General features: G+C 68.1%; 18 protein-coding genes and 2 tRNA genes. 9 read left to right on the forward strand and 11 right to left on the reverse strand.

The genetic code is table 11. From position 1 onward, the window contains the following. The first annotated feature begins 12 nt into the window (after positions 1-12). Positions 13-2214, forward strand: coding sequence for an RNA degradosome polyphosphate kinase (locus G6N34_RS14915; RefSeq protein WP_085151548.1), 2202 nt, complete (start codon positions 13-15; stop codon positions 2212-2214). A gap of 48 nt (positions 2215-2262) precedes the next feature. Beyond that, positions 2263-3174, forward strand: a complete 912-nt coding sequence (mutT1, locus tag G6N34_RS14920; protein WP_085151547.1) for an 8-oxo-(d)GTP phosphatase MutT1 — start codon at positions 2263-2265, stop codon at positions 3172-3174. A 63-nt stretch (positions 3175-3237) separates the two neighbouring features. On the opposite strand, the gene G6N34_RS14925 is transcribed toward mutT1, so the two are convergent. From G6N34_RS14925 to leuC, 3 genes are all read right to left on the reverse strand, one after another. After that, the gene (locus G6N34_RS14925) at positions 3238-3906 is read right to left on the reverse strand and encodes an HU family DNA-binding protein (protein ID WP_085151546.1); all 669 of its coding nucleotides are present in this window, start codon (positions 3904-3906) and stop codon (positions 3238-3240) included. Positions 3907-4107: 201 nt separating this feature from the next. Further along, positions 4108-4704, reverse strand: a complete 597-nt coding sequence (gene leuD, locus G6N34_RS14930) for a 3-isopropylmalate dehydratase small subunit (RefSeq protein WP_085151545.1) — start codon at positions 4702-4704, stop codon at positions 4108-4110. A 25-nt stretch (positions 4705-4729) separates the two neighbouring features. Further along, positions 4730-6157, reverse strand: a complete 1428-nt coding sequence (leuC, locus tag G6N34_RS14935) for a 3-isopropylmalate dehydratase large subunit (protein ID WP_179965759.1) — start codon at positions 6155-6157, stop codon at positions 4730-4732. Positions 6158-6231: 74 nt separating this feature from the next. Between leuC and G6N34_RS14940 the strand changes: the two genes are divergently transcribed. Next, positions 6232-6933 (forward strand): IclR family transcriptional regulator, encoded by a 702-nt coding sequence (locus tag G6N34_RS14940; protein ID WP_085151544.1) that lies wholly within the window; start codon positions 6232-6234, stop codon positions 6931-6933. Here G6N34_RS14940 and G6N34_RS14945 read toward each other — a convergent pair. Next, positions 6930-8174 (reverse strand): APC family permease, encoded by a 1245-nt coding sequence (locus G6N34_RS14945; RefSeq protein WP_264016882.1) that lies wholly within the window; start codon positions 8172-8174, stop codon positions 6930-6932. The genes G6N34_RS14940 and G6N34_RS14945 overlap by 4 nt on opposite strands. A gap of 63 nt (positions 8175-8237) precedes the next feature. On the opposite strand from G6N34_RS14945, the gene G6N34_RS14950 reads away from it, so the two are divergent. After that, entirely contained in the window at positions 8238-8735 is a 498-nt protein-coding gene (locus G6N34_RS14950) for a pyridoxamine 5'-phosphate oxidase family protein (RefSeq protein ID WP_085151542.1), read from the forward strand. Positions 8736-8795: 60 nt separating this feature from the next. On the opposite strand, the gene G6N34_RS14955 is transcribed toward G6N34_RS14950, so the two are convergent. The 5 genes from G6N34_RS14955 to G6N34_RS14975 all read right to left on the reverse strand — a co-directional run bounded on the left by G6N34_RS14955 (position 8796) and on the right by G6N34_RS14975 (position 12086). Next, positions 8796-8868, reverse strand: a tRNA-Glu gene (locus G6N34_RS14955). A 72-nt stretch (positions 8869-8940) separates the two neighbouring features. Next, positions 8941-9012 (reverse strand) — tRNA-Gln (locus tag G6N34_RS14960). 115 nt (positions 9013-9127) lie between these two features. Beyond that, complete coding sequence (gltX, locus tag G6N34_RS14965) at positions 9128-10600, reverse strand: glutamate--tRNA ligase (RefSeq protein ID WP_085151857.1); 1473 nt, start codon at positions 10598-10600, stop codon at positions 9128-9130. Continuing rightward, the gene (locus G6N34_RS14970; protein WP_085151541.1) at positions 10600-11376 is read right to left on the reverse strand and encodes a fumarylacetoacetate hydrolase family protein; all 777 of its coding nucleotides are present in this window, start codon (positions 11374-11376) and stop codon (positions 10600-10602) included. The genes gltX and G6N34_RS14970 overlap by 1 nt, the downstream gene beginning before the upstream one ends. 95 nt (positions 11377-11471) lie before the next feature. Further along, on the reverse strand, positions 11472-12086 hold the full coding sequence (locus G6N34_RS14975; RefSeq protein ID WP_085151540.1) for a TetR/AcrR family transcriptional regulator: 615 nt from the start codon (positions 12084-12086) through the stop codon (positions 11472-11474). A gap of 94 nt (positions 12087-12180) precedes the next feature. Between G6N34_RS14975 and G6N34_RS14980 the strand changes: the two genes are divergently transcribed. The 3 genes from G6N34_RS14980 (at position 12181) to G6N34_RS14990 (ending at position 15066) form a co-directional block, all read left to right on the forward strand. Then, positions 12181-13389, forward strand: coding sequence for an oxygenase MpaB family protein (locus G6N34_RS14980; RefSeq protein WP_085151539.1), 1209 nt, complete (start codon positions 12181-12183; stop codon positions 13387-13389). A gap of 63 nt (positions 13390-13452) precedes the next feature. Next, positions 13453-14655: an MFS transporter gene (locus G6N34_RS14985; RefSeq protein WP_085151855.1), complete on the forward strand. Its 1203-nt coding sequence runs from the start codon at positions 13453-13455 to the stop codon at positions 14653-14655. Positions 14656-14685: 30 nt separating this feature from the next. After that, a complete protein-coding gene (locus tag G6N34_RS14990) occupies positions 14686-15066 on the forward strand; it encodes a hypothetical protein (protein ID WP_085151856.1) in 381 nt (126 codons plus the stop codon). Positions 15067-15083: 17 nt separating this feature from the next. Here the strand turns inward: G6N34_RS14990 and G6N34_RS14995 are convergent, their stop codons facing one another. Beyond that, on the reverse strand, positions 15084-16097 hold the full coding sequence (locus G6N34_RS14995) for a 3-isopropylmalate dehydrogenase (RefSeq protein ID WP_085151538.1): 1014 nt from the start codon (positions 16095-16097) through the stop codon (positions 15084-15086). Continuing rightward, positions 16094-17680 (reverse strand): phosphoglycerate dehydrogenase, encoded by a 1587-nt coding sequence (gene serA, locus G6N34_RS15000; RefSeq protein ID WP_085151537.1) that lies wholly within the window; start codon positions 17678-17680, stop codon positions 16094-16096. The genes G6N34_RS14995 and serA overlap by 4 nt, the downstream gene beginning before the upstream one ends. Before the next feature lie 12 nt (positions 17681-17692). On the opposite strand from serA, the gene G6N34_RS15005 reads away from it, so the two are divergent. Next, positions 17693-19132, forward strand: coding sequence for a phytoene desaturase family protein (locus G6N34_RS15005; protein ID WP_085151536.1), 1440 nt, complete (start codon positions 17693-17695; stop codon positions 19130-19132). 42 nt (positions 19133-19174) lie between these two features. After that, entirely contained in the window at positions 19175-19594 is a 420-nt protein-coding gene (locus G6N34_RS15010) for a hypothetical protein (protein ID WP_085151535.1), read from the forward strand. Positions 19595-19639: the final 45 nt, after the last annotated feature.

Genomic DNA, 19639 nt, shown 5'->3' on the forward strand with positions numbered 1-19639 from the left:
ACCCCCTGCGGCATGGGGGATGATCGACGAGTGACCGACACCGACGCCGCCGAGACCGCCGAGACAGCCGTCGCGAATCGAACTGAGGAGTGGCAGGTCAGGAGTTCAGCGCCGGAGGCCCCGCCAGCGGCCACCGACGCCGGGGCCGACGACGAACTCCCCGAGGACCGGTACCTCAACCGCGAGCTCAGCTGGCTCGACTTCAACGCCCGCGTTCTCGCACTGGCCGCCGACCCGTCGCTGCCCCTGCTCGAGCGCGCGAAGTTCCTGGCGATCTTCTCCTCGAACCTCGACGAGTTCTACATGGTCCGCGTCGCGGGCCTCAAACGCCGCGACGAGATGGGACTTTCGGTGCGGTCGGCCGACGGCCTGTCCCCGCGGGAACAACTGCGCCGCATCGGTGAGCGGACCCAGCAGGTCGCGAGTCGGCACGCCCGGGTCTTCCTCGACTCGGTGCGACCCGCGATGGCGGAGGAGGGCATCGTCGTGGTCGGCTGGGCCGATCTCGACGAAGCTGAGCGCAGCCGACTGTCGACGTACTTCCACGAGCAGGTGTTCCCGGTCCTGACACCGCTGGCCGTCGACCCCGCGCACCCGTTCCCGTTCGTGAGCGGCCTGAGCCTCAACCTGGCGATCACGGTCCGCCAACCTGAGGACGGCACCACGCACTTCGCGCGCATCAAGGTGCCCGACAACGTCGACCGATTCGTCCAACTGCCCGGCGAGGACACCCCGTCGGGCCGGCCGGGATATCGATTCCTGCCCATGGAGGAGTTGATCGCGGCCTTCCTGACGGTGTTGTTCCCCGGCCTGGACATCGTCGAGCACCACGCGTTCCGCATCACCCGCAACGCCGACTTCGAAGTCGAGGAGGACCGCGACGAGGACCTGCTCAAGGCGCTCGAACGCGAACTCGCGCGCCGCAGATTCGGCACTCCGGTGCGCCTCGAGGTCGCCGACGACATGACCGAGCACATGCTCGAACTGTTGTTGCGCGAACTCGACGTCGATCCCGGCGATGTCATCGAGGTGCCGGGACTGCTGGACCTGTCGTCGCTGTGGCAGGTCTACGGGGTGGACCGGCCGGCGTTGAAGGATCCGACGTTCGTGCCCGCCACGCCGCCGGCCTTCGGCGAGCGCGAGACACCCAAGAGCATCTTCTCGACACTGCGTGACGGCGACGTTCTGGTGCACCACCCCTACGACTCATTCTCAACGACGGTGCAACGGTTCATCGAGCAGGCCGCGGCGGATCCGAATGTGCTTGCCATCAAACAGACCCTGTACCGCACGTCGGGTGACTCCCCGATCGTCAACGCGCTGATCGACGCCGCCGAGGCAGGCAAGCAGGTGGTGGCACTCGTCGAGATCAAGGCGCGCTTCGACGAGCAGGCCAACATCAAGTGGGCCCGTGCCCTCGAACAGGCCGGCGTGCACGTGGTCTACGGCTTGATCGGACTCAAGACCCACTGCAAGACCTGCCTGGTGGTGCGCCGCGAGGGTTCGACGATCCGGCGCTACTGCCACATCGGCACGGGCAACTACAACCCGAAGACCGCGCGCCTGTATGAGGATGTGGGCCTGCTGACCGCGGCACCCGACATCGGTGCCGACCTCACCGATCTGTTCAATTCACTGACCGGGTACTCGCGCAAGGTCAACTACCGAAACCTCCTCGTCGCACCGTACGGCGTACGCAAGGGCATCATCGAGCGCATCGAACGCGAGGTTGCCGCCGTGCGCGACGGCGCCGAGGGCCGAATCCGCTTGAAGGCCAATGCCCTGGTGGACGAGCAGGTCATCGACGCGCTGTACCGGGCCTCCCAGGCCGGGGTGCGGGTCGAGGTGGTGGTGCGGGGCATCTGCGCGCTGCGCCCGGGAGCCGACGGATTCTCGGAGAACATCGTCGTGCGGTCGATCCTCGGACGCTTCCTCGAACATTCCCGAATCATTCATTTCAAGGCCAACAACGAATTCTGGATCGGCAGCGCCGACATGATGCACCGCAATCTCGACCGCCGGGTCGAGGTGATGGCTCAGGTCAAGGATCCGCGCCTGGCCGCTCAACTCGACGAGGTGTTCGAATCCGCCATGGATCCCGCGACCCGATGCTGGGAACTGGGACCGGACGGGAACTGGACCGCCCTGCCGCACGAGGGTGAGACGGTGCGCGACCACCAGGTGTCGTTGATGAACAAGCACCGGCAGCGCTGACGCGGGCCGCCCCGATTCTGTCGGCGAATTGACCTGTAGGAGTTGAGGTTGCCCAAGGACGCGTCCCCGCCGGTGCGGGCTGCCGGAGCCGTGCTGTGGCGGCCCGGTCCCGGCGGGCCTGACCGTCCGGAGATCGCCGTGATCCACCGTCCCCGCTACGACGACTGGTCGCTGCCCAAGGGCAAGGTCGACCCGGGCGAGACCGAACCGGTGACGGCCGTGCGCGAAATCTGGGAGGAGACCGGCTGTCAGGCGCAACTCGGGCGCAGGCTGGCCACCGTGACCTATCCGTTGGAGCAGGGCACCAAGAAGGTGCGGTACTGGGCCGCGCGCGCGGTCGGCGGTGAGTTCCGCCCCAATCACGAGGTCGACAAACTTCTCTGGCTTCCGGTCGGCGATGCGATCACCAAGCTGCGTTATCCGCACGACCGCAAGGTGGTCCGGAGATTCAGCCGACATCCCGTCGACACCCGCACCCTGTTGATCGTCCGGCATGCCACCGCGGGCCGCAAGAGCCGCTACAAGGGCGACGATCGAAAACGGCCGCTGGACAAGCACGGCCGCGCCCAGGCCGAGTCTCTGGTGCCCCTGCTGCTGGCATTCGGTGCCACCGATCTCCATTCGGCCGACCGGGTGCGATGCCGGCAGACCATCGAACCACTCGCCGACGAACTCGGCGTGGGCATCACGGATGAGCCCACGCTGACCGAGGAGGCCTACGCGGACAACCGCAAGCGCGCCCGAGCCCGCGTGCTCGAGATCGCCGAAGAGCCGGGCACGCGCGTGATCTGCAGTCAGGGAAAGGTGATACCCGACCTCATCTCCTGGTGGTGCGAAAACACCGGGGTCAAGCCGGACAAGTCACGAAACCGTAAGGGCAGCGTCTGGGTCATGTCGCTGGCCGGCGATCGGCTGATCGCCGCGGACCACATCGGCAGTCCCCTCGCGACCTCGGACTGAACCGGCTGCGGACACAAATACGCCGCGGGAGCAGAGCTTCCGCGGCGTATTCGTGTCGAGGTGTTACTTGCGACCCCGGGCCGAAGCCTTCTTGGCCGGAGCCTTGGTCGCCGCCTTCTTGGCCGGAGCCTTCTTGGCGACGGTCTTCTTGGCCGGTGCTGCCTTCTTCACTGCCGCCTTCTTCGCGGGAGCAGCCTTCTTGGCAGCGGTGGTCTTCTTGGCCGGTGCCGCCTTCTTCACGGCCGCCTTCTTGGCGGGCGCGGCCTTCTTGGCCGGTGCCGCCTTCTTCACAGCCGCCTTCTTGGCGGGCGCGGCCTTCTTGGCCGGTGCCGCCTTCTTCACAGCCGCCTTCTTCGCGGGAGCAGCCTTCTTGGCAGCCGTCTTCTTGGCAGCCTTCTTGGCCGGAGCCGCGACCACACCGCGCTTCACAGCGGGGCCCTCGGCCGGGAGCTTTTGCGCGCCAGACACAACCGCCTTGAACTGTGCGCCCGGACGGAACGCCGGAACCGAGGTCGCCTTGACCTTCACGGTCTCGCCGGTGCGGGGATTACGCGCGACACGCGGAGCACGCTTGCGCTGCTCGAAAACGCCGAAACCAGTAATGGTCACGCTGTCACCCTTGTGCACGGCGCGCACGATGGTGTCGACAACATGCTCGACGGCCGCGGTGGCCTGCCGGCGATCCGAGCCCAATTTCTCCGTTAGGACGTCGATGAGCTCTGCTTTGTTCATGCAAAAACCTCCGAAACCAGTGGCCCTGGTTGGACCGACTAGAGGACACGGTAAACCCTGCAATGGCTGATTTCCAAGAGCCACGCGCAGTTTCAGGCAATCCCAGCGAACTTTTTCTCAATCAGCTTGGGGCGCACCGACGGTGATTCCGGGGTTTCAGAACCTCGTTCACACACCGCATTTTCGGGATACTTGATCCAATCAAGGGGCAGGCAGAGTCTTCGGCTTCCACTCCGGACGACCGGCCTCATAGGACTCGATGGAATCGAGTTTCCGCAGCGTAAGGCCTATATCGTCGAGTCCCTCGAGCAGTCGCCACGCCGTGTAATCGTCAATGTTGAACGGCACCATCGCCGTTCCGGCCGTGATATTTCGATCTTGAAGATTCACAGTGATTTCCAGACCTGGGGACTGCTCGATGAGCTTCCACAGCAGTTCCACATCGTCTTGAGAAACCTCCGCCGCCAACAGACCCGCTTTCCCGGCGTTGCCCCGGAAAATGTCGGCGAACCGGGACGAGATGACCACCCGGAAGCCGTAGTCCATGAGCGCCCACACCGCGTGCTCACGCGAGGACCCGGTGCCGAAATCCGGTCCGGCGACCAATACCGAACCTCGGTCGAACGGGCTGAGATTGAGAATGAAACTCGGATCGTTGCGCCAGGCCGCGAACAGTCCGTCCTCGAAACCCGTTCGGGTTACGCGCTTCAAATAGACCGCCGGAATGATCTGATCGGTGTCGACATTCGACCGGCGCAGCGGGACACCGATGCCGGTGTGCGTGTGAAAAGCATCCATGATCTTGAAATCTCGCTCGTCTTCTCTAGTTCAGGTCGGCAGGTGAGGACAGGGTGCCGCGCACGGCTGTGGCGGCGGCCACCAACGGCGACACCAGATGGGTTCGGCCACCCTTGCCCTGGCGGCCCTCGAAATTGCGATTGGACGTCGAGGCGCACCGCTGTCCGGGCGACAGCTGATCGGGATTCATTCCCAGGCACATCGAGCATCCGGCCTGGCGCCATTCCGCGCCCGCCGCAGTGAAGATTTCGCCGAGGCCCTCGGATTCGGCCTGCGCCCGCACCCTCATCGAACCCGGCACGACGAGCATTCGGACTCCGTCGGCGACCCTGCGACCACGCAGGACGTCGGCGACGGCACGCAGGTCCTCGATCCGGCCGTTGGTGCACGAGCCGACGAACACCGTGTCCACCGCGATCTCACGCATGGGCGTACCGGGCGTCAAATCCATGTACGTCAACGCCTTCTCGGCGGCCTGCTTGGACGCATCGTCAGTCATCATCTCGGGATCGGGCACGGTCGCCGACAGCGGGACACCCTGACCCGGATTGGTCCCCCAGGTGACGAACGGGCTCAGCGTCGAGGCGTCGATGTACACCTCGGTGTCGAATTCGGCACCCTCGTCGGTGCGCAGCTGATCCCATGCCGCCACCGCGTGATCCCAGTCCGCGCCCGTGGGCGCATGCGGGCGGCCCTTGAGGAATTCGTAGGTGATCTCATCCGGGGCCACCATGCCCGCGCGGGCGCCGGCTTCGATGCTCATGTTGCACACGGTCATCCGGCCCTCCATCGACAGCGCTTCGATCGCGCTGCCGCGGTACTCGATGACATGTCCCTGCCCGCCGCCGGTTCCGATCTTGGCGATCACCGCGAGGATGATGTCCTTGGCCGTCACGCCCGCAGGCAGGGTGCCGTCGACGTTGACCGCCATAGTCTTGAAGGGGCGCAGCGGCAGAGTCTGTGTGGCGAGCACGTGCTCGACCTCAGAGGTGCCGATTCCCATTGCCAGCGAGCCGAACGCGCCATGTGTCGAGGTGTGGCTGTCGCCGCACACCACGGTCATACCGGGCTGGGTCAGACCCAGCTGAGGTCCGATGATGTGCACGATGCCCTGCTCAGCATCCCCCATGGGATGCAGTCGAATGCCGAACTCCTCGCAGTTGCGCCGCAGCGTCTCGACCTGTGTCCGCGACACCGGGTCGGCGATCGGCTTGTCGATGTCGATCGTGGGGACGTTGTGGTCCTCGGTCGCGATCGTCAGATCCGGGCGTCGCACGGGGCGTCCGGCCAGTCGCAGGCCGTCGAAGGCCTGCGGACTGGTCACCTCGTGCACCAGATGAAGGTCGATGTAGATCAGGTCGGGTTCACCGTCGCCGGAGGCGACCACATGGTCCGCCCAGACCTTTTCGGCCATGGTGCGTGGTCTGGCGGTGGGCACTGCGTCGTTGGACATCACATCTCAATTCCCCCGCGGCGCCGGATTGAGTGGGCTGGCAATCTCAGCATGCGGGACGTTAGTATCTCTCTGTGAGACAGGATAGCGGTATCGGCGTTCTCGACAAAGCCCTGGGCGTACTCCATTCGGTGGCCGAGTCCCCATGCGGGCTGGCCGAGCTCTGCGACCGCACCGGACTGCCGCGGGCCACGGCCCACCGCCTGGCCGCGGGGCTCGAAGTGCACCGGCTGCTCACCCGGGACACCGAGGGCCGGTGGCAGCTGGGCCCCGCACTCGTCGAACTCGCCGCGCACGTCAACGATCCGCTGCTGGCCGCGGGCACCGCGGTGCTGCCGCGCCTGCGCGAGATCACCGGCGAGAGCGTGCAGTTGTACCGCCGCGAGGGCACCTCGCGCATCTGCGTCGTGGCGTTGGAACCACCTGCCGGCCTTCGCGACACCGTGCCCGTCGGCGTCCGGATGCCGATGACGGCCGGTTCGGGCGCCAAAGTCCTGCTGGCCTACAGCGACCACGCCACGCAGCAGGCAGTCCTGCCCGGGGCCAAGTTCAGCGATCGCACCCTGGCCGAGGTGCGCCGGCGGGGTTGGGCGCAGAGCGTCGCCGAGCGCGAGCCCGGCGTGGCCAGCGTCTCCGCACCAGTGCGCGACCCCAAGGGCGCGGTGATCGCGGCGATTTCGGTGTCGGGCCCGATCGACCGCATGGGCCGGCGCCCCGGCGAACGGTGGGCCACCGACCTGCTCGCGGCCTCCGACGCACTGACCCGCCGGCTCTAGCCGCTGCGCGCCCGCCGCACACCGAACACCGTCGCCCCCAGCGTCAGCACCGCGACACCGGCCAGCACCGCCGCGACCGGCAGGGTGAATGCGAGTACCGCACAACCGATGCCGCCGACGACGGGGATCACCCGGGCCCGGCCCGGGGCGAGGGTGAACGCCGACGCGTTCGCGATCGCGTAGTACACCAGCACGGCGAACGACGAGAATCCGATCGCCGACCGCAGATCCGCGGTCGCGGCCAGGATTGCCACGACCACCCCGATCGCGATCTCGGCGCGCTGAGGCACGGCGTGGTGGGGATGCACCGCGGCCAATGCCCGCGGGAGATGTCCGTCGCGGGCCATCGCCAGTGTCGTGCGTGACACCCCGAGCAGCAGCGCAAGCAGCGCTCCCCCGGCCGCCAACACCGCGGCGACGCCGACAACCGGAACCAGCCAACCGATCTCGGCCACCCGCACCGCGTCGGCCACCGGGGCCGCCGAGGCCGCCAGGCCGTCCGGGCCCAGGGCCCCGAGCACCGCGGCCGCGACGGCCACGTAGGTGACCAACGTCAGCGCCAGTGCGACACCGATCGCCCGCGGTATCACGCGCACGGGGTCGCGCACCTCCTCAGCCATCGTCGCGATGCGGGCGTACCCGGCGAACGCGAAGAACAGCAGCCCCGCGGCCTGCAGGATGCCCGGCACCGACGCGGTCGTGTCGACCGTCCACCGCTGAGCCTCGACGGCGCCCGACGAGAAGACCGCCACCACCACGGCACCGAGTACGGCCAGGACCACCGCGACGATCCCCCGCGTCACCCACGCGGACTTCTGGACGCCGACACAGTTCAGTGCCGTGAGCCCGATGACGACGGCCACCGCGATCTCGCGCGCGTGGGCGGGCCAGGCGTAGGAGCCGACCGTCAGCGCCATGGCCGCGCACGACGCCGTCTTCCCGACGACGAACCCCCAACCCGCCAGGTGCCCCCAGAAGTCGCCGAGTCGTTCCCGGCCATAGACATACGTGCCGCCCGAGACCGGGTAGCGCACCGCGAGTCTCGCCGAGGACATCGCATTGCAGTAGGCGACGCCGCACGCAATCGCCAGTCCGATCAGCAGTCCCGAACCGGCAGCACGGGCGGCAGGGCCCAGGGCCGCGAAGATCCCGGCGCCCAGCATGGCTCCCAGGCCCACAGCGACGGCGTCGAGGACACCGAGACTGCGCCGCAGTTCGTCTGGCTGTTCGGCGCCCGGCACGCTCGCAGACGCTACTGCGACCAGTGGGCGGCGTCACGCTGATCACCTGACACACTGACCCGCATGGGAACCAATCAGCGCTCACAGATCGTGATGACCGACGACGAGATCACGCAGTTCGTGACCGACAGCAGGACCGGAACGCTGGCCACCATCGGGGCCGACGGACAGCCTCACCTCGTGGCCATGTGGTACGGCCTCCTCGACGGTGAGATCTGGTTGGAGACGAAGATCAAGTCGCAGAAGGCCGTGAACCTGCGTCGAGATCCCCGGTTCACGTTCATGATCGAGGACGGTGACACCTACGACACCCTGCGGGGCGTGTCCTTCGAGGGGACCGCCGAGATCGTCGAGGACCCCGACACGATCTTCCGCGTGGGGGTCAGCGTCTGGGAGCGCTACACCGGTCCCTACACCGAGGACATGAGGCCGGCCGTCGACATGATGATGAACAAACGGGTTGCTGTGAGACTCATCACCACGCGTGCCCGGTCCTGGGATCACCGCAAGCTCGGCATGCCGGCGATGCCGTTGTCGGGGTCCACCGCGCCCACGGCGTGACCTTCCGCAGCTACGCGAAAGGCCCCTCACAACCGAGGTTGTGAGGGGCCTTACTCGTTGTACCCCCGATGGGATTCGAACCCACGCTACCGCCGTGAGAGGGCGGCGTCCTAGGCCGCTAGACGACGGGGGCTAGAACTTCCGGAGGGTCAGCATAGCCGAATGGTTGACGCTGACCTAATCCGGTTCTGATTGCTCAGAACCGCTGGGGTACCAGGACTCGAACCTAGAATGGCTGAACCAGAATCAGCTGTGTTGCCAATTACACCATACCCCATTGGCGGCCTATTCGTGCTGGTCAGAACGCTTTCGCCGGTTTCCCGCCGATCTGGTGGCGCTCTTTCCAGCCCTCAAGGGCCGACGAGGAGACTACCAAAGATTTCGACCCACTTTTACACACCCCCCTGTGCGCGGGTCTCCCGCAGGCGCGCCAGGCTCCGCTCCCGGCCCAGCAGCGTCATCGACTCGAAAAGCGGCGGGCTCACCTGAGAGCCCGTGACGGCCACCCGGATCGGGCCGAAGGCCTTCCGGGGCTTGAGGCCCAGTTCGTCGATCAGGCTGGCTTTCAGGGCCGTTTCAATGGCCTCGGTGGTCCACTCCGGCAACGCATCGAGCGCGACAATGGCCGCGTCGAGCACCGCGTTTGAGTCGGGCCCCAATTCCTTGCCACGAGCCTTCGGGTCGATCTCGTAGGACGCGTCGTCGAAGAACTTCAGCAGGCCCCACGCGTCCCCAAGCACGACGATGCGGGTCTGGATCAATCGGGCCGCCTCGGCGAACCCGTCCTCGTCCAGACCAGTGTCGTGACCGTGCTCTTCCAGGTGGGCGTGCAGGCGCGCAGCGAAGTCCGCCTCGTCGAGCAGACGGATGTGTTCGGCGTTCAGCGCGTCGGCCTTCTTCTGGTCGAAGCGCGCGGGGTTGGAGTTGACGTTGACCACGTCGAAGGCCGCGACCATCTCCTCGATGCTGAACACGTCGCGGTCATCGGCGATCGACCAGCCAAGCAGCGCAAGGTAATTCAGCAGACCCTCGGGAATGAACCCGCGGTCGCGGTGCAGGAACAGGTTGGACTGCGGATCCCGCTTGGACAGCTTCTTGTTGCCGTCGCCCAGCACGGGCGGCAGGTGCGCGAACTGCGGTGTGAAATCAGTCACCCCGATCCGGATGAGCGCGTCGTAGAGAGCCAACTGGCGCGGAGTCGACGGCAGCAGATCCTCACCGCGCAGCACGTGGGTGATCTTCATCAACGCGTCGTCGACCGGATTGACCAACGTGTACAACGGATCACCGCTGCCGCGCGTCAACGCGAAGTCCGGCACGGAACCAGCCGGGAACGTGGTCTCCCCGCGCACCAGGTCCACCCAGGTGAGGTCACTGTCGGGCATCCGCAGTCGGACGACGGGACTGCGTCCCTCGGCACGGAAGGCCGCGCGCTGCTCCTCGGTGAGGTCGCGATCGAAGTTGTCGTAGCCCAGTTTCGGGTTGCGCCCCGCCGCGAGGTGTCGCGCCTCGACCTCTTCGGCCGTCGAGTAGGCCTCGTAGGCCTCCCCCGCCGCGAGCAGGCGCGCGATCACGTCGAGGTAGATCTCGCGGCGCTGCGACTGCCGGTACGGCCCGTACGGGCCGCCCACCTCGGGGCCCTCGTCCCAGTCCATTCCCAACCAGCGCAACGCATCCAGCAGCGCGAGGTAGCTCTCCTCGCTGTCGCGTGCGGCGTCGGTGTCCTCGATGCGGAAGACGAAGTCACCGCCGGTGTGCCGGGCGTAGGCCCAGTTGAACAGCGCCGTGCGGATCAGGCCGACGTGCGGCGTGCCAGTGGGCGACGGACAGAATCGAACTCGGACGTGCTTGTCTGGCGAGGCCATCATTTCCCTTTGCGCACTACGGGATTGGACAGAGTGCCGATCCCTGAAACGGTGATGCTGACGGTGTCCCCGTCCTCAATGGGGCCCACCCCTTCGGGTGTGCCGGTCAAGATCACGTCGCCGGGCAGCAGCGTCATGACCGCCGAGACCCATTCGACGATGGCGCCGACGTCGTGGATCATCAGCGACGTGTTCGACTGCTGCCGCACCTCTCCGTTGACCTCGGTGCGCAGATCGAGCCCACTGGGATCCAGGTCGGTGACGATCCATGGGCCCAATGGGCAGAACGTGTCATGCCCCTTGGCCCGCATCCACTGGCCGTCCTTGCGCTGCTGATCGCGCGCCGACACGTCGTTGGCGATCGTGTAACCGAGGATGTTCTCGGCGGCCCGCGCGGCCGGAACGTCCTTGCAGGGCCGCCCGATCACCACCGCCAGCTCCCCCTCGTGGTGCACGGGGTGGGCGTCGGCGGGCAACTGGATCGCCACGTTGGGGCCGATGATCGAGGTGTTGGGCTTGAGGAAGATCACAGGATCCTCCGGCGCCACGCCGCCCATCTCCTCAGCGTGCGCGGCGTAGTTCTTGCCCATGCAGATCACCTTGCTGGCCAGGATCGGCGCCAGCAGGCGGACGTCGGCCAACGGCCACGTCCGACCGGTGAAAGTCGGGTTGCCGAAGGGATGCTCGGCGATTTCCTTGCAGACGGCCTCGTTCGGGTCACCTTCGATACTCACGAAAGCGACGCCGTCGGGGCTGGCGATTCGACCCAGGCGCATTGGTCCAGCCTAGTAGGGGCGACGAACGCGCCGAGGAACGAGGCGCGGCAGGAGCACCGCCATCGGGCCCAGCGGGCGTCCACACCACCCCGGGTTCAGCCGACCCGACGAGCGGTGACCATCGTGACCAGGAAATCCTCCAGGTGCTCTCCAGTGACGTCGACCTCACCGCGCAGCCATCCCGTCACGAGGTCGAACCCCCCGGCCACGAGCGTCAGCGCCGCGAGGTCCATATCGGGGTCGAGCGACTCCTGCCCGGCCAACAGCGCACGGCCCTGCTCGGTCATCACCTGCGCCAGCATCGTGATCAGCCCGCGACGCCTGGCGCGCAGAGCGTCGGTGGCCTGCGACTCGATCAGCAGGCTGCCGCGGCGCGGGTCCGCGGTCAGGTGCTGCAGTCCGGTGCCGATCGCCGCGCGGGCGCGCTGGACGGGATCGGGCGGGCTTTCGGCGATGGCGGTCAGCATCGCCGCCGAGGCCTTCGCGACCTCGTGGTCGAAGACCGCCAGCAGCAGATCGTCAGTGCTGCGGAAGCTTTCGTAGAAGTAGCGGTCGTTGAGGCGTGCCCCGGCGCACACCCCGCGCACCGTGAGACCGCCCGCACCGGACTGTGCGACGAGGTCCAGCGCGGCCTCGAGCAGTGCGGCGTGCCGCCTGGTGCGGCGCTCCGCGGACGTGGCGCCGGCGTAGGTGCGCGCTCCGGCCGACATGGCACTGATTGTCGCATCCGCACCCTTGACCGTCCCGGATATCTGGTGAAAACTGTCACCAAATACCGCGTCGACGGCTGGAGGGTGACACGGCATGGCCCCTGAACACGGCAGACTTCCGAATCCACCGTCACTGCGGGAGTTCCCCTTCAACGTCTTCATGAGACTGCTGCCGCAGGGCGACATCCGCGCCACGGCCGGCCAGCACGAGTCCTTCCGGCGCTATGCGGACCTGGGCGACCCGCTGGCCGACGACGTGGTGGCGATGATCCAGCGACTGCCCACCGGCGTCGGACGGGCGATGTTCGAGACCGCGGTGGAGCAGGGCATCGAGGCGGTGCCCGACGCCCCTGAGGAACTGCGCGCGTTCTTCGCCTCGATCGACGACGAGCCGTACTGGCTCGACCACGACAAGCTCGACCTGGCGGCCCGGGTCAGCATGCGCACCGGCGTGGTGGGCATCGGCCTCGCCCTGCCCGGGCTCGCACTGACCGGGGGCTATCTTGCCTCCAAGGCCGACAAACCCCTCGTGGGCACGGGCGATCTGTACCGCATGGCGCCGCGCCGCCTCAACGAGACCGCGACCTGGTACATCGACGTCACCTCCCCCGGCGGGCTGCGCCGGTTCGCACCGGGTTTCACCGGCACGGTGCGCGTGCGCCTCATGCACGCACTGGTGCGCGCGGCCATGAACCGCCGCGAGGACTGGGACTACGACGAGTGGGACGCGCCGGTCAACCAGGTGCAGTTGGCCGGGACGCTGATGCTGTTCTCGCTGGCCAACCTCGCCGGTTGCCAGGCGATGGGCATGCGCTTCTCCGACCGGGAACGCGATGCGGTGTTCCACTTCTGGCGCTATGTCGGGTTGTTGATGGGCGTGCACCCCGAACTCGTGCCGACCAGCGAGGCCGACACCTGGCGGCTGTTCTGGCTCGAGGCCGACACCGAGTTCGAGCCCGATGAGGACTCGCTGCGACTGGCGCAGGCCCTGCACGCCAACCGCCATGAGGGGCCGGTGACCGAGTTGGCCCGTGCCTACCTGTCGTCCTACAGCAGGCTCATCCTGGGCAAGTCCAATGCCGACCGCCTCGGCCTGGTGGACAGCAAGCCGCTGCAGGCCGCGGTGCTGGCCACCTCCGCGGTCAACCGCGTGTTCGACCTGCGCCGGGTCGTACCCGGGATGACCTGGCTCAGTGAGGAATTGGGACAGCGCGCGCGCCTGGGCCTCGTGACGCGCGGGATGGCCGTGACCGGCGGCGACCGCAGCTACGGCAGGCACGACACCCTGGCCGCTGTCGGCTAACCCTGTCTCATATCGCGAGACAGCAGTTCGGCATTCTGAGACGCTCGTGGGACCATGAGCGCCATGGGCACCACCGCGATCAGCACCGCGCGGCGCTGGTCGATGCTCGTACTCGCCCTGACCGCCACGCTCTTCGCCAACGTGTTCATCAACGGTGTCGCGTTCCTCATTCCGTCGCTGCACGCCCAACGCGGACTCGACCTGGCCCAGGCCGGCCTGGTGGCCGCCATGCCCAGCTTCGGCATGGTGGTGACGCTGATCGCGTGGGGATACGTCGTCGACCTGATCGGCGAACGGTTCGTCCTAGCCTGCGGATCGGCCCTGACGGCCGCCGCGGCGTTCGCCGCCGCCACGGCCGACTCCCTGGTGGTGATCTGCGCGCTGCTCTTCCTCGGCGGCATGGCCGCGGCGAGCAGCAACACCGCGAGCGCGCGCATCGTCGTGGGCTGGTTCCCGCCGGAGCGCCGCGGGCTGGCCATGGGCATCCGGCAGACAGCCCAACCGCTCGGAGTGGGCTTGGGCGCCTTGGTCATTCCGCAGCTGGCGCAGGATCATGGCGCCGCGACGGCGCTGCTGTTCCCGGCCGCACTGTGCACCGTGGCCGCGGTGATGACCGCCGTCGGCGTGCTCGATCCCCCGCGACCGGACCGGGCCGACGCCCACAGCGCCGACCTGGCCAACCCCTACCGAGACTCGTCGACGCTGTGGCGCATCCACGCGGTCTCGGTACTGCTGGTGGTGCCGCAGGGTCTGGTCTGGACCTTCACGCTGGTCTGGCTCATGACCGACCGCGGGTGGTCGGCCGAATCGGCGGGTGTGCTCGTGATGATCTGCCAACTGCTCGGCGCCGCGGGCCGCATCATCGCGGGCCGCTGGTCGGATGTGGTCCGGTCTCGATTGCGGCCGGTCCGAACCATCGCGATCGCCGCAGCCGTCAGCATGGCGCTGCTGGCCATCACCGACGCGTTCGACTCACCCGTGAGCATCGCGATCATGATGGTGGCGGCCACAGTCACCGTGTCCGACAACGGATTGGCGTTCACCGCGATCGCCGAACTGGCGGGCCCGTTCTGGAGCGGGCGCGCCCTCGGCGTGCAGAACACCAGTCAGCTGTTCACCACGGGCCTCGTGCCCCCGGCGTTCGGCGCGTTGATCTCGGCGGCGGGTTTCCCGGTCGCCTTCGCGGTGTGCGCGCTGTTCCCGTTGGCGGCACTGCCACTGGTGCCGGTGCACGCCGATCCCCTGCGGGAGACCGAAATCGCCTAGCGCGGCGTGGAGCCGGGCTACCCTCATCGCATGCGCACCACGCGAATCACAGTCGGCGCGACGCTGCTGGCCTCGCTGGCCATGGCCGCACCGGCAGGCGCCGACCCGACGTATCCGGGCAGTTACGGCAGCAACGGTGTCTTCGGTGTCGGGGTGGGCAACACCGATCCCCGGGCCACCGCGGTCATCCCGCCCGGCAGGTACCGCGTCGACCAGGCACCCAGCCTCGCACCGTTCCAGAGCGCCCCGGGCTCCTGGTACCGCTGCAGCGACTTCCCGTGCGGTCCAGGCTATTCCGCGAACGTCATCGCGTCGGGGGCGGCACTGCGCGACATCGCGACGGAGGTGGACATCCTGCCCACCGACGTCGCGGTGTCACTGCACAACGTCACGCTGACCGCCGTCCGCTGACCCCGCGGGCTGACCGCTCAGAGCTTGCCGAGGATCCGCTCGCCGACCTGCGCCGTCGACAACTTCTCGTCACCGCGGGTCGCGAGGTGCTCCTCGACGGCGCGGTCCACGCGCGCGGCGGCCTCGGTCTCCCCCAGGTGCGCGAGCAGCAGGGCGACCGACATCACCGCGGCGGTGGGATCAGCGATCCCTTGGCCTGCGATGTCGGGGGCACTGCCGTGCACGGGTTCGAACATCGACGGGTGGGCCTTGGTCGCATCGATGTTGCCGCTCGCGGCCAGGCCGATGCCACCGCACACCGCGGCGGCCAGGTCCGTGATGATGTCGCCGAACAGGTTGTCGGTCACGATCACGTCGAACCGGCCCGGATCGGTCACCAGGTGGATGGTCGCGGCGTCGATGTGCTGATAGGCGACCTCGACATCGGGATATTCCGCGGCCACGCGGTCCACGGTGCGCGACCACAGGCTGCCCGCGAACGCCAGCACGTTGGTCTTGTGCACCAGCGTCAGGTGCTGACGCCGCCCCGCGGCGCGGGTGAACGCGTCGCGGACCACACGCTCGACACCGAATGCGGTGTTCACGCTGACCTCGGTGGCCACCTCGTGCGTGGTGCCGACGCGCAGCGCACCGCCGTTGCCCGTGTACGGGCCCTCGGTGCCCTCCCGGACCACGACGAAGTCGATGTCGGAGACACCCGAAAGGGGGCTGCTGACACCGGGATACAGCCGCGACGGGCGCAGGTTCACGTGATGGTCGAGCGCGAAGCGCAGCTTGAGCAGCAGACCGCGCTCGAGCAGACCAGGGGGCACCGACGGGTCGCCGATCGCGCCCAGCAGGATCGCGTCGTAGCCGCGCAACTCCTCGATCACGGACTCGGGCAGGATCTCCCCGGTCGCGTGGTAGCGGCGCGCACCGAGGTCGTACTCGGTCTTCTCCACACCCGGAAGGACCGCGTCGAGCACCTTGACGGCCTCGGCGATGACTTCGGGTCCAATGCCGTCGCCGGCGATGATGGCCAGTTTCGTCATGTCAGGTCAACCACTTCCAGCGTGCTGGCGCCGACCGCCGAGGCGATCTCGGAGCGCAACTCGGCGGGCACGTCACGGTCGAGGCGCAGCATGATGGTCGCGCCCTCGCCGTCGGCGTCCTGGCTCAGCTGAGCGGCTTCGATGTTGACGTCGGCCCCGCCCAGCAGCGTGCCGATCTTGCCGAGCGCGCCGGGCTGGTCGCTGTAGTTGATGATCAGGTTCTCGCCCGAGGCCCGCAGATCGAAGTTGCGGCCGTTGATCTGAACAATCTTCTGCACCTGCTGCGGACCAGACAACGTTCCCGCCACGTTGACCGATGTGCCGTCGGCGTGGACCGCGCGCACGTCGACGAGGCTGCGGTGGTTGGGGCTCTCGCTGCTGGTGACCAGATCGGCCGTCACACCGCGGTCCGCGGCCAGCGCCGGCGCGTTGACGAACGTGACCTGCTCGTCGACCACCGCGGAGAACAGACCCCGCAGCGCCGAGAGCCGAAGAATCTCGACGTCCTCGGACGCGAGCTCACCGAACACATGCACCGTGAGCGACACGGGCGGTTCAGCCGACAGCGCACCGATCAGCACGCCGAGCTTGCGCACCAGGTCGAGCCAGGGCGCGACCTCCTCACCGACCGAGCCACCGCCGACGTTGACGGCGTCCGGCACGAACTCACCGGCCAGCGCAAGGCGCACGCTGGCGGCGACGTCAGTGCCGGCCCGGTCCTGCGCCTCTTCGGTGGAGGCACCCAGGTGCGGCGTGACGACGACCTGCGGCAGATCGAACAGCGGGCTGTCGGTGCACGGTTCGGTCGCGTACACGTCCAGGCCCGCGGCCCGCACGTGTCCGCTCTTGATGGCGTCGGCCAGCGCCTGCTCGTCGATCAGGCCACCGCGGGCGGCGTTGACGATCACGACGCCCTTCTTGGTCTTGGCCAGCGCCTCCTTGCCGATCAGACCCGCGGTCTCGGGGGTCTTCGGCAGGTGCACCGAGATGAAGTCGGCGCGCGCGAGCAGGTCGTCCAGCGTCAGCAGTTCGATACCCAGCTGGGCCGCCCGCGCCGACGGGACGTAGGGGTCATAGGCCACCACGTGGGTGCCGAAGGCGGCCAACCGCGCCGCCACCAACTGGCCGATCCGGCCGAGGCCGACCACGCCCGCGGTCTTGCCGAAGATCTCGGTGCCGGAGAACGACGACCGCTTCCAGGTGTGTTCGCGCAGCGTGGCGTCGGCCTGCGGGATCTGGCGGGCCGCCGACAGCATCAGCGCGAGCGCATGCTCGGCGGCGCTGTGGATGTTCGAGGTCGGCGCATTGACCACGAGGACGCCGCGGGCCGTGGCCGCGTCGACGTCGACGTTGTCCAGGCCCACTCCGGCGCGGGCGACGATCTTCAGCTTGGGCGCGGCGGCGAGCACCTCGGCGTCGACCGTGGTGGCCGAACGCACCAGCAGAGCGTCCGCCTCCGGCACGGCGGCCAGCAGCTTCTCGCGGTCGGGGCCGTCGACCCAGCGGATCTCAACCTGGTCACCCAGGGCTTCCACAGTCGATTCGGCCAACTTGTCGGCAATCAGTACAACGGGCAAACTCACTCGGACAGCCTAATGGTCTCTCATCGAAACACAGACATCACCGTCGTCGGCAGCGGTCCCAACGGACTTGCGGCCGCTGTGACCTGTGCCCGCGCGGGCCTCACAGTGCGGGTATTGGAGGCCGAGAGCACGCCTGGCGGCGGTGCCCGAACGCTGCCCGACCCCGAGTTCTCCGGGGTGTCCCACGACGTCTGTTCGGCGATCCACCCGTTGGCGTTGGCCTCGCCGTTCTTCCAGGCGTTCGGGTTGGCCGACCGCCTCACGCTGACCACCCCGGAGGTCTCGTACGCCAACCCCCTGCCGGACCGGCGCGCCGCGGTGGCCTACCACGAGCTCGACCGCACGTGCGCCGAACTCGAGCACGGAGAGTCGTGGCGGCGCCTGGTGGGCCCGTTCGTGGATGACCCGTCCCCCGCGGTCGAGTTCGTGCTCGGCGACAAGCGTTCGGTGCCGTCGCACGCCGTCACGGTCGCGCGCCTGGTGCAGCGGATGCTGATCCAGGGCACGCCGTTGTGGAGCACGCTGCGCGGCGAGGACGCCCGCGCGCTGTTCTCCGGCGTCGCGGCCCACGCGGTGTCCCGCATGCCCTCGGTGACCACCGGCGCGCTGGGCATGATGCTGTCGGTTCTGGCCCATGCCGGAGGCTGGCCCGCGCCCGTCGGCGGCAGCCAGGCGATCGCCGACGCACTGCTGGCCGACCTCGCCGCCCACGGCGGCGAACTGGTCCTCGGCGAACGCGTCACCAGCCCGCCTCCTGGCGTCGTGCTCTACGACACCCCCGCGACGGCACTGCTGGACATCTACGGCGACCAACTGCCCGCGCGGTATGCGAAAGCGTTGCGGCGCAGAACGTTCGGCATTTCCGCAGCCAAAGTGGACTTCGTGCTGTCCGAGGAGATCCCGTGGCGCGACCCCAGGCTCCGGCACAGCGCGACCTTCCATCTCGGCGGCACCCGGGCGCAGATGGCCCACGCCGAATCCGTCACCGCCAAGGGCGATCACAGCGACTGGCCCATGGTGCTCGCCGCCAGCCCGCACGTCGCGGACCCGTCGCGCATCGACTCGACGGGACGCAGGCCGTTCTGGAGTTATGCCCACGTGCCCAACGGTTCACCGATCGACCAGACCGACACCATCCTGCGGATCATGGAACGCTTCGCCCCCGGATTCTCCGACATCGTCGTGGCCGTGCGCAGCGTGCCCGCCGCGGAGATGGCCGGGCACAACGCGAACCTGATCGGCGGGGACATCACCGGCGGCGGCAACAGCGCATGGCGCGCACTGGCCGGACCGACGCTGCGCCTTGATCCGTGGTCGACACCCGTGCCGCGCGCCTATCTGTGCTCGGCGGCCACCCCGCCCAACGGCGGTGTGCACGGCATGGCGGGCTTCTACGCGGCCCGCACGGTGCTGCGACGGGAGTTCGGCCTACCGGTGCCGTCCCTGCGCTGATCACGGCGTGTGGAACTGCTCGCGAGTGGATAATCCCCTGGCATGACCCTGGACAGGCGGCCCCACGGGGTCGACGACGACACCGTTGAGGCCGTCGGAAAGCTCTCGGAGGCACTGGAGTACATCGAACGGGCCCGCGGCCACCTGTACTCGTTCCATCAACTGATCGGGCACGCCGACGCCCTCCTCGACGAGGTGTGCGAAGGATTGCGCAAGGCCGGACACGATGCGGTCGCCGAACGCCTGGAGACCGAACTCATGGGCCACAACGTGCTGGCTGGCCGGTGGACCTTCCAGGTGGTCGAGGAGTTCGACGACACCTACTGGTCGGTGTTCCGCGAGCATGAGCGCCGGGTGCGCGACGAACTGCAGGGCGGGGCGCGTCATGTGTTCGAGGCTGAGATGAAGGAGCGCCGCCGCACCCACGGCCAACCCGGTCACGAGGCCGAGCCCCAGACATGACTTCGGCGCGGTTCCCGGCGTCTGCCGCCGGAAACCGCGCCGAAA

Origin of the sequence: Mycolicibacterium confluentis, assembly GCF_010729895.1 — a bacterium.
Taxonomy (GTDB): Bacteria; Actinomycetota; Actinomycetes; order Mycobacteriales; family Mycobacteriaceae; genus Mycobacterium; species Mycobacterium confluentis.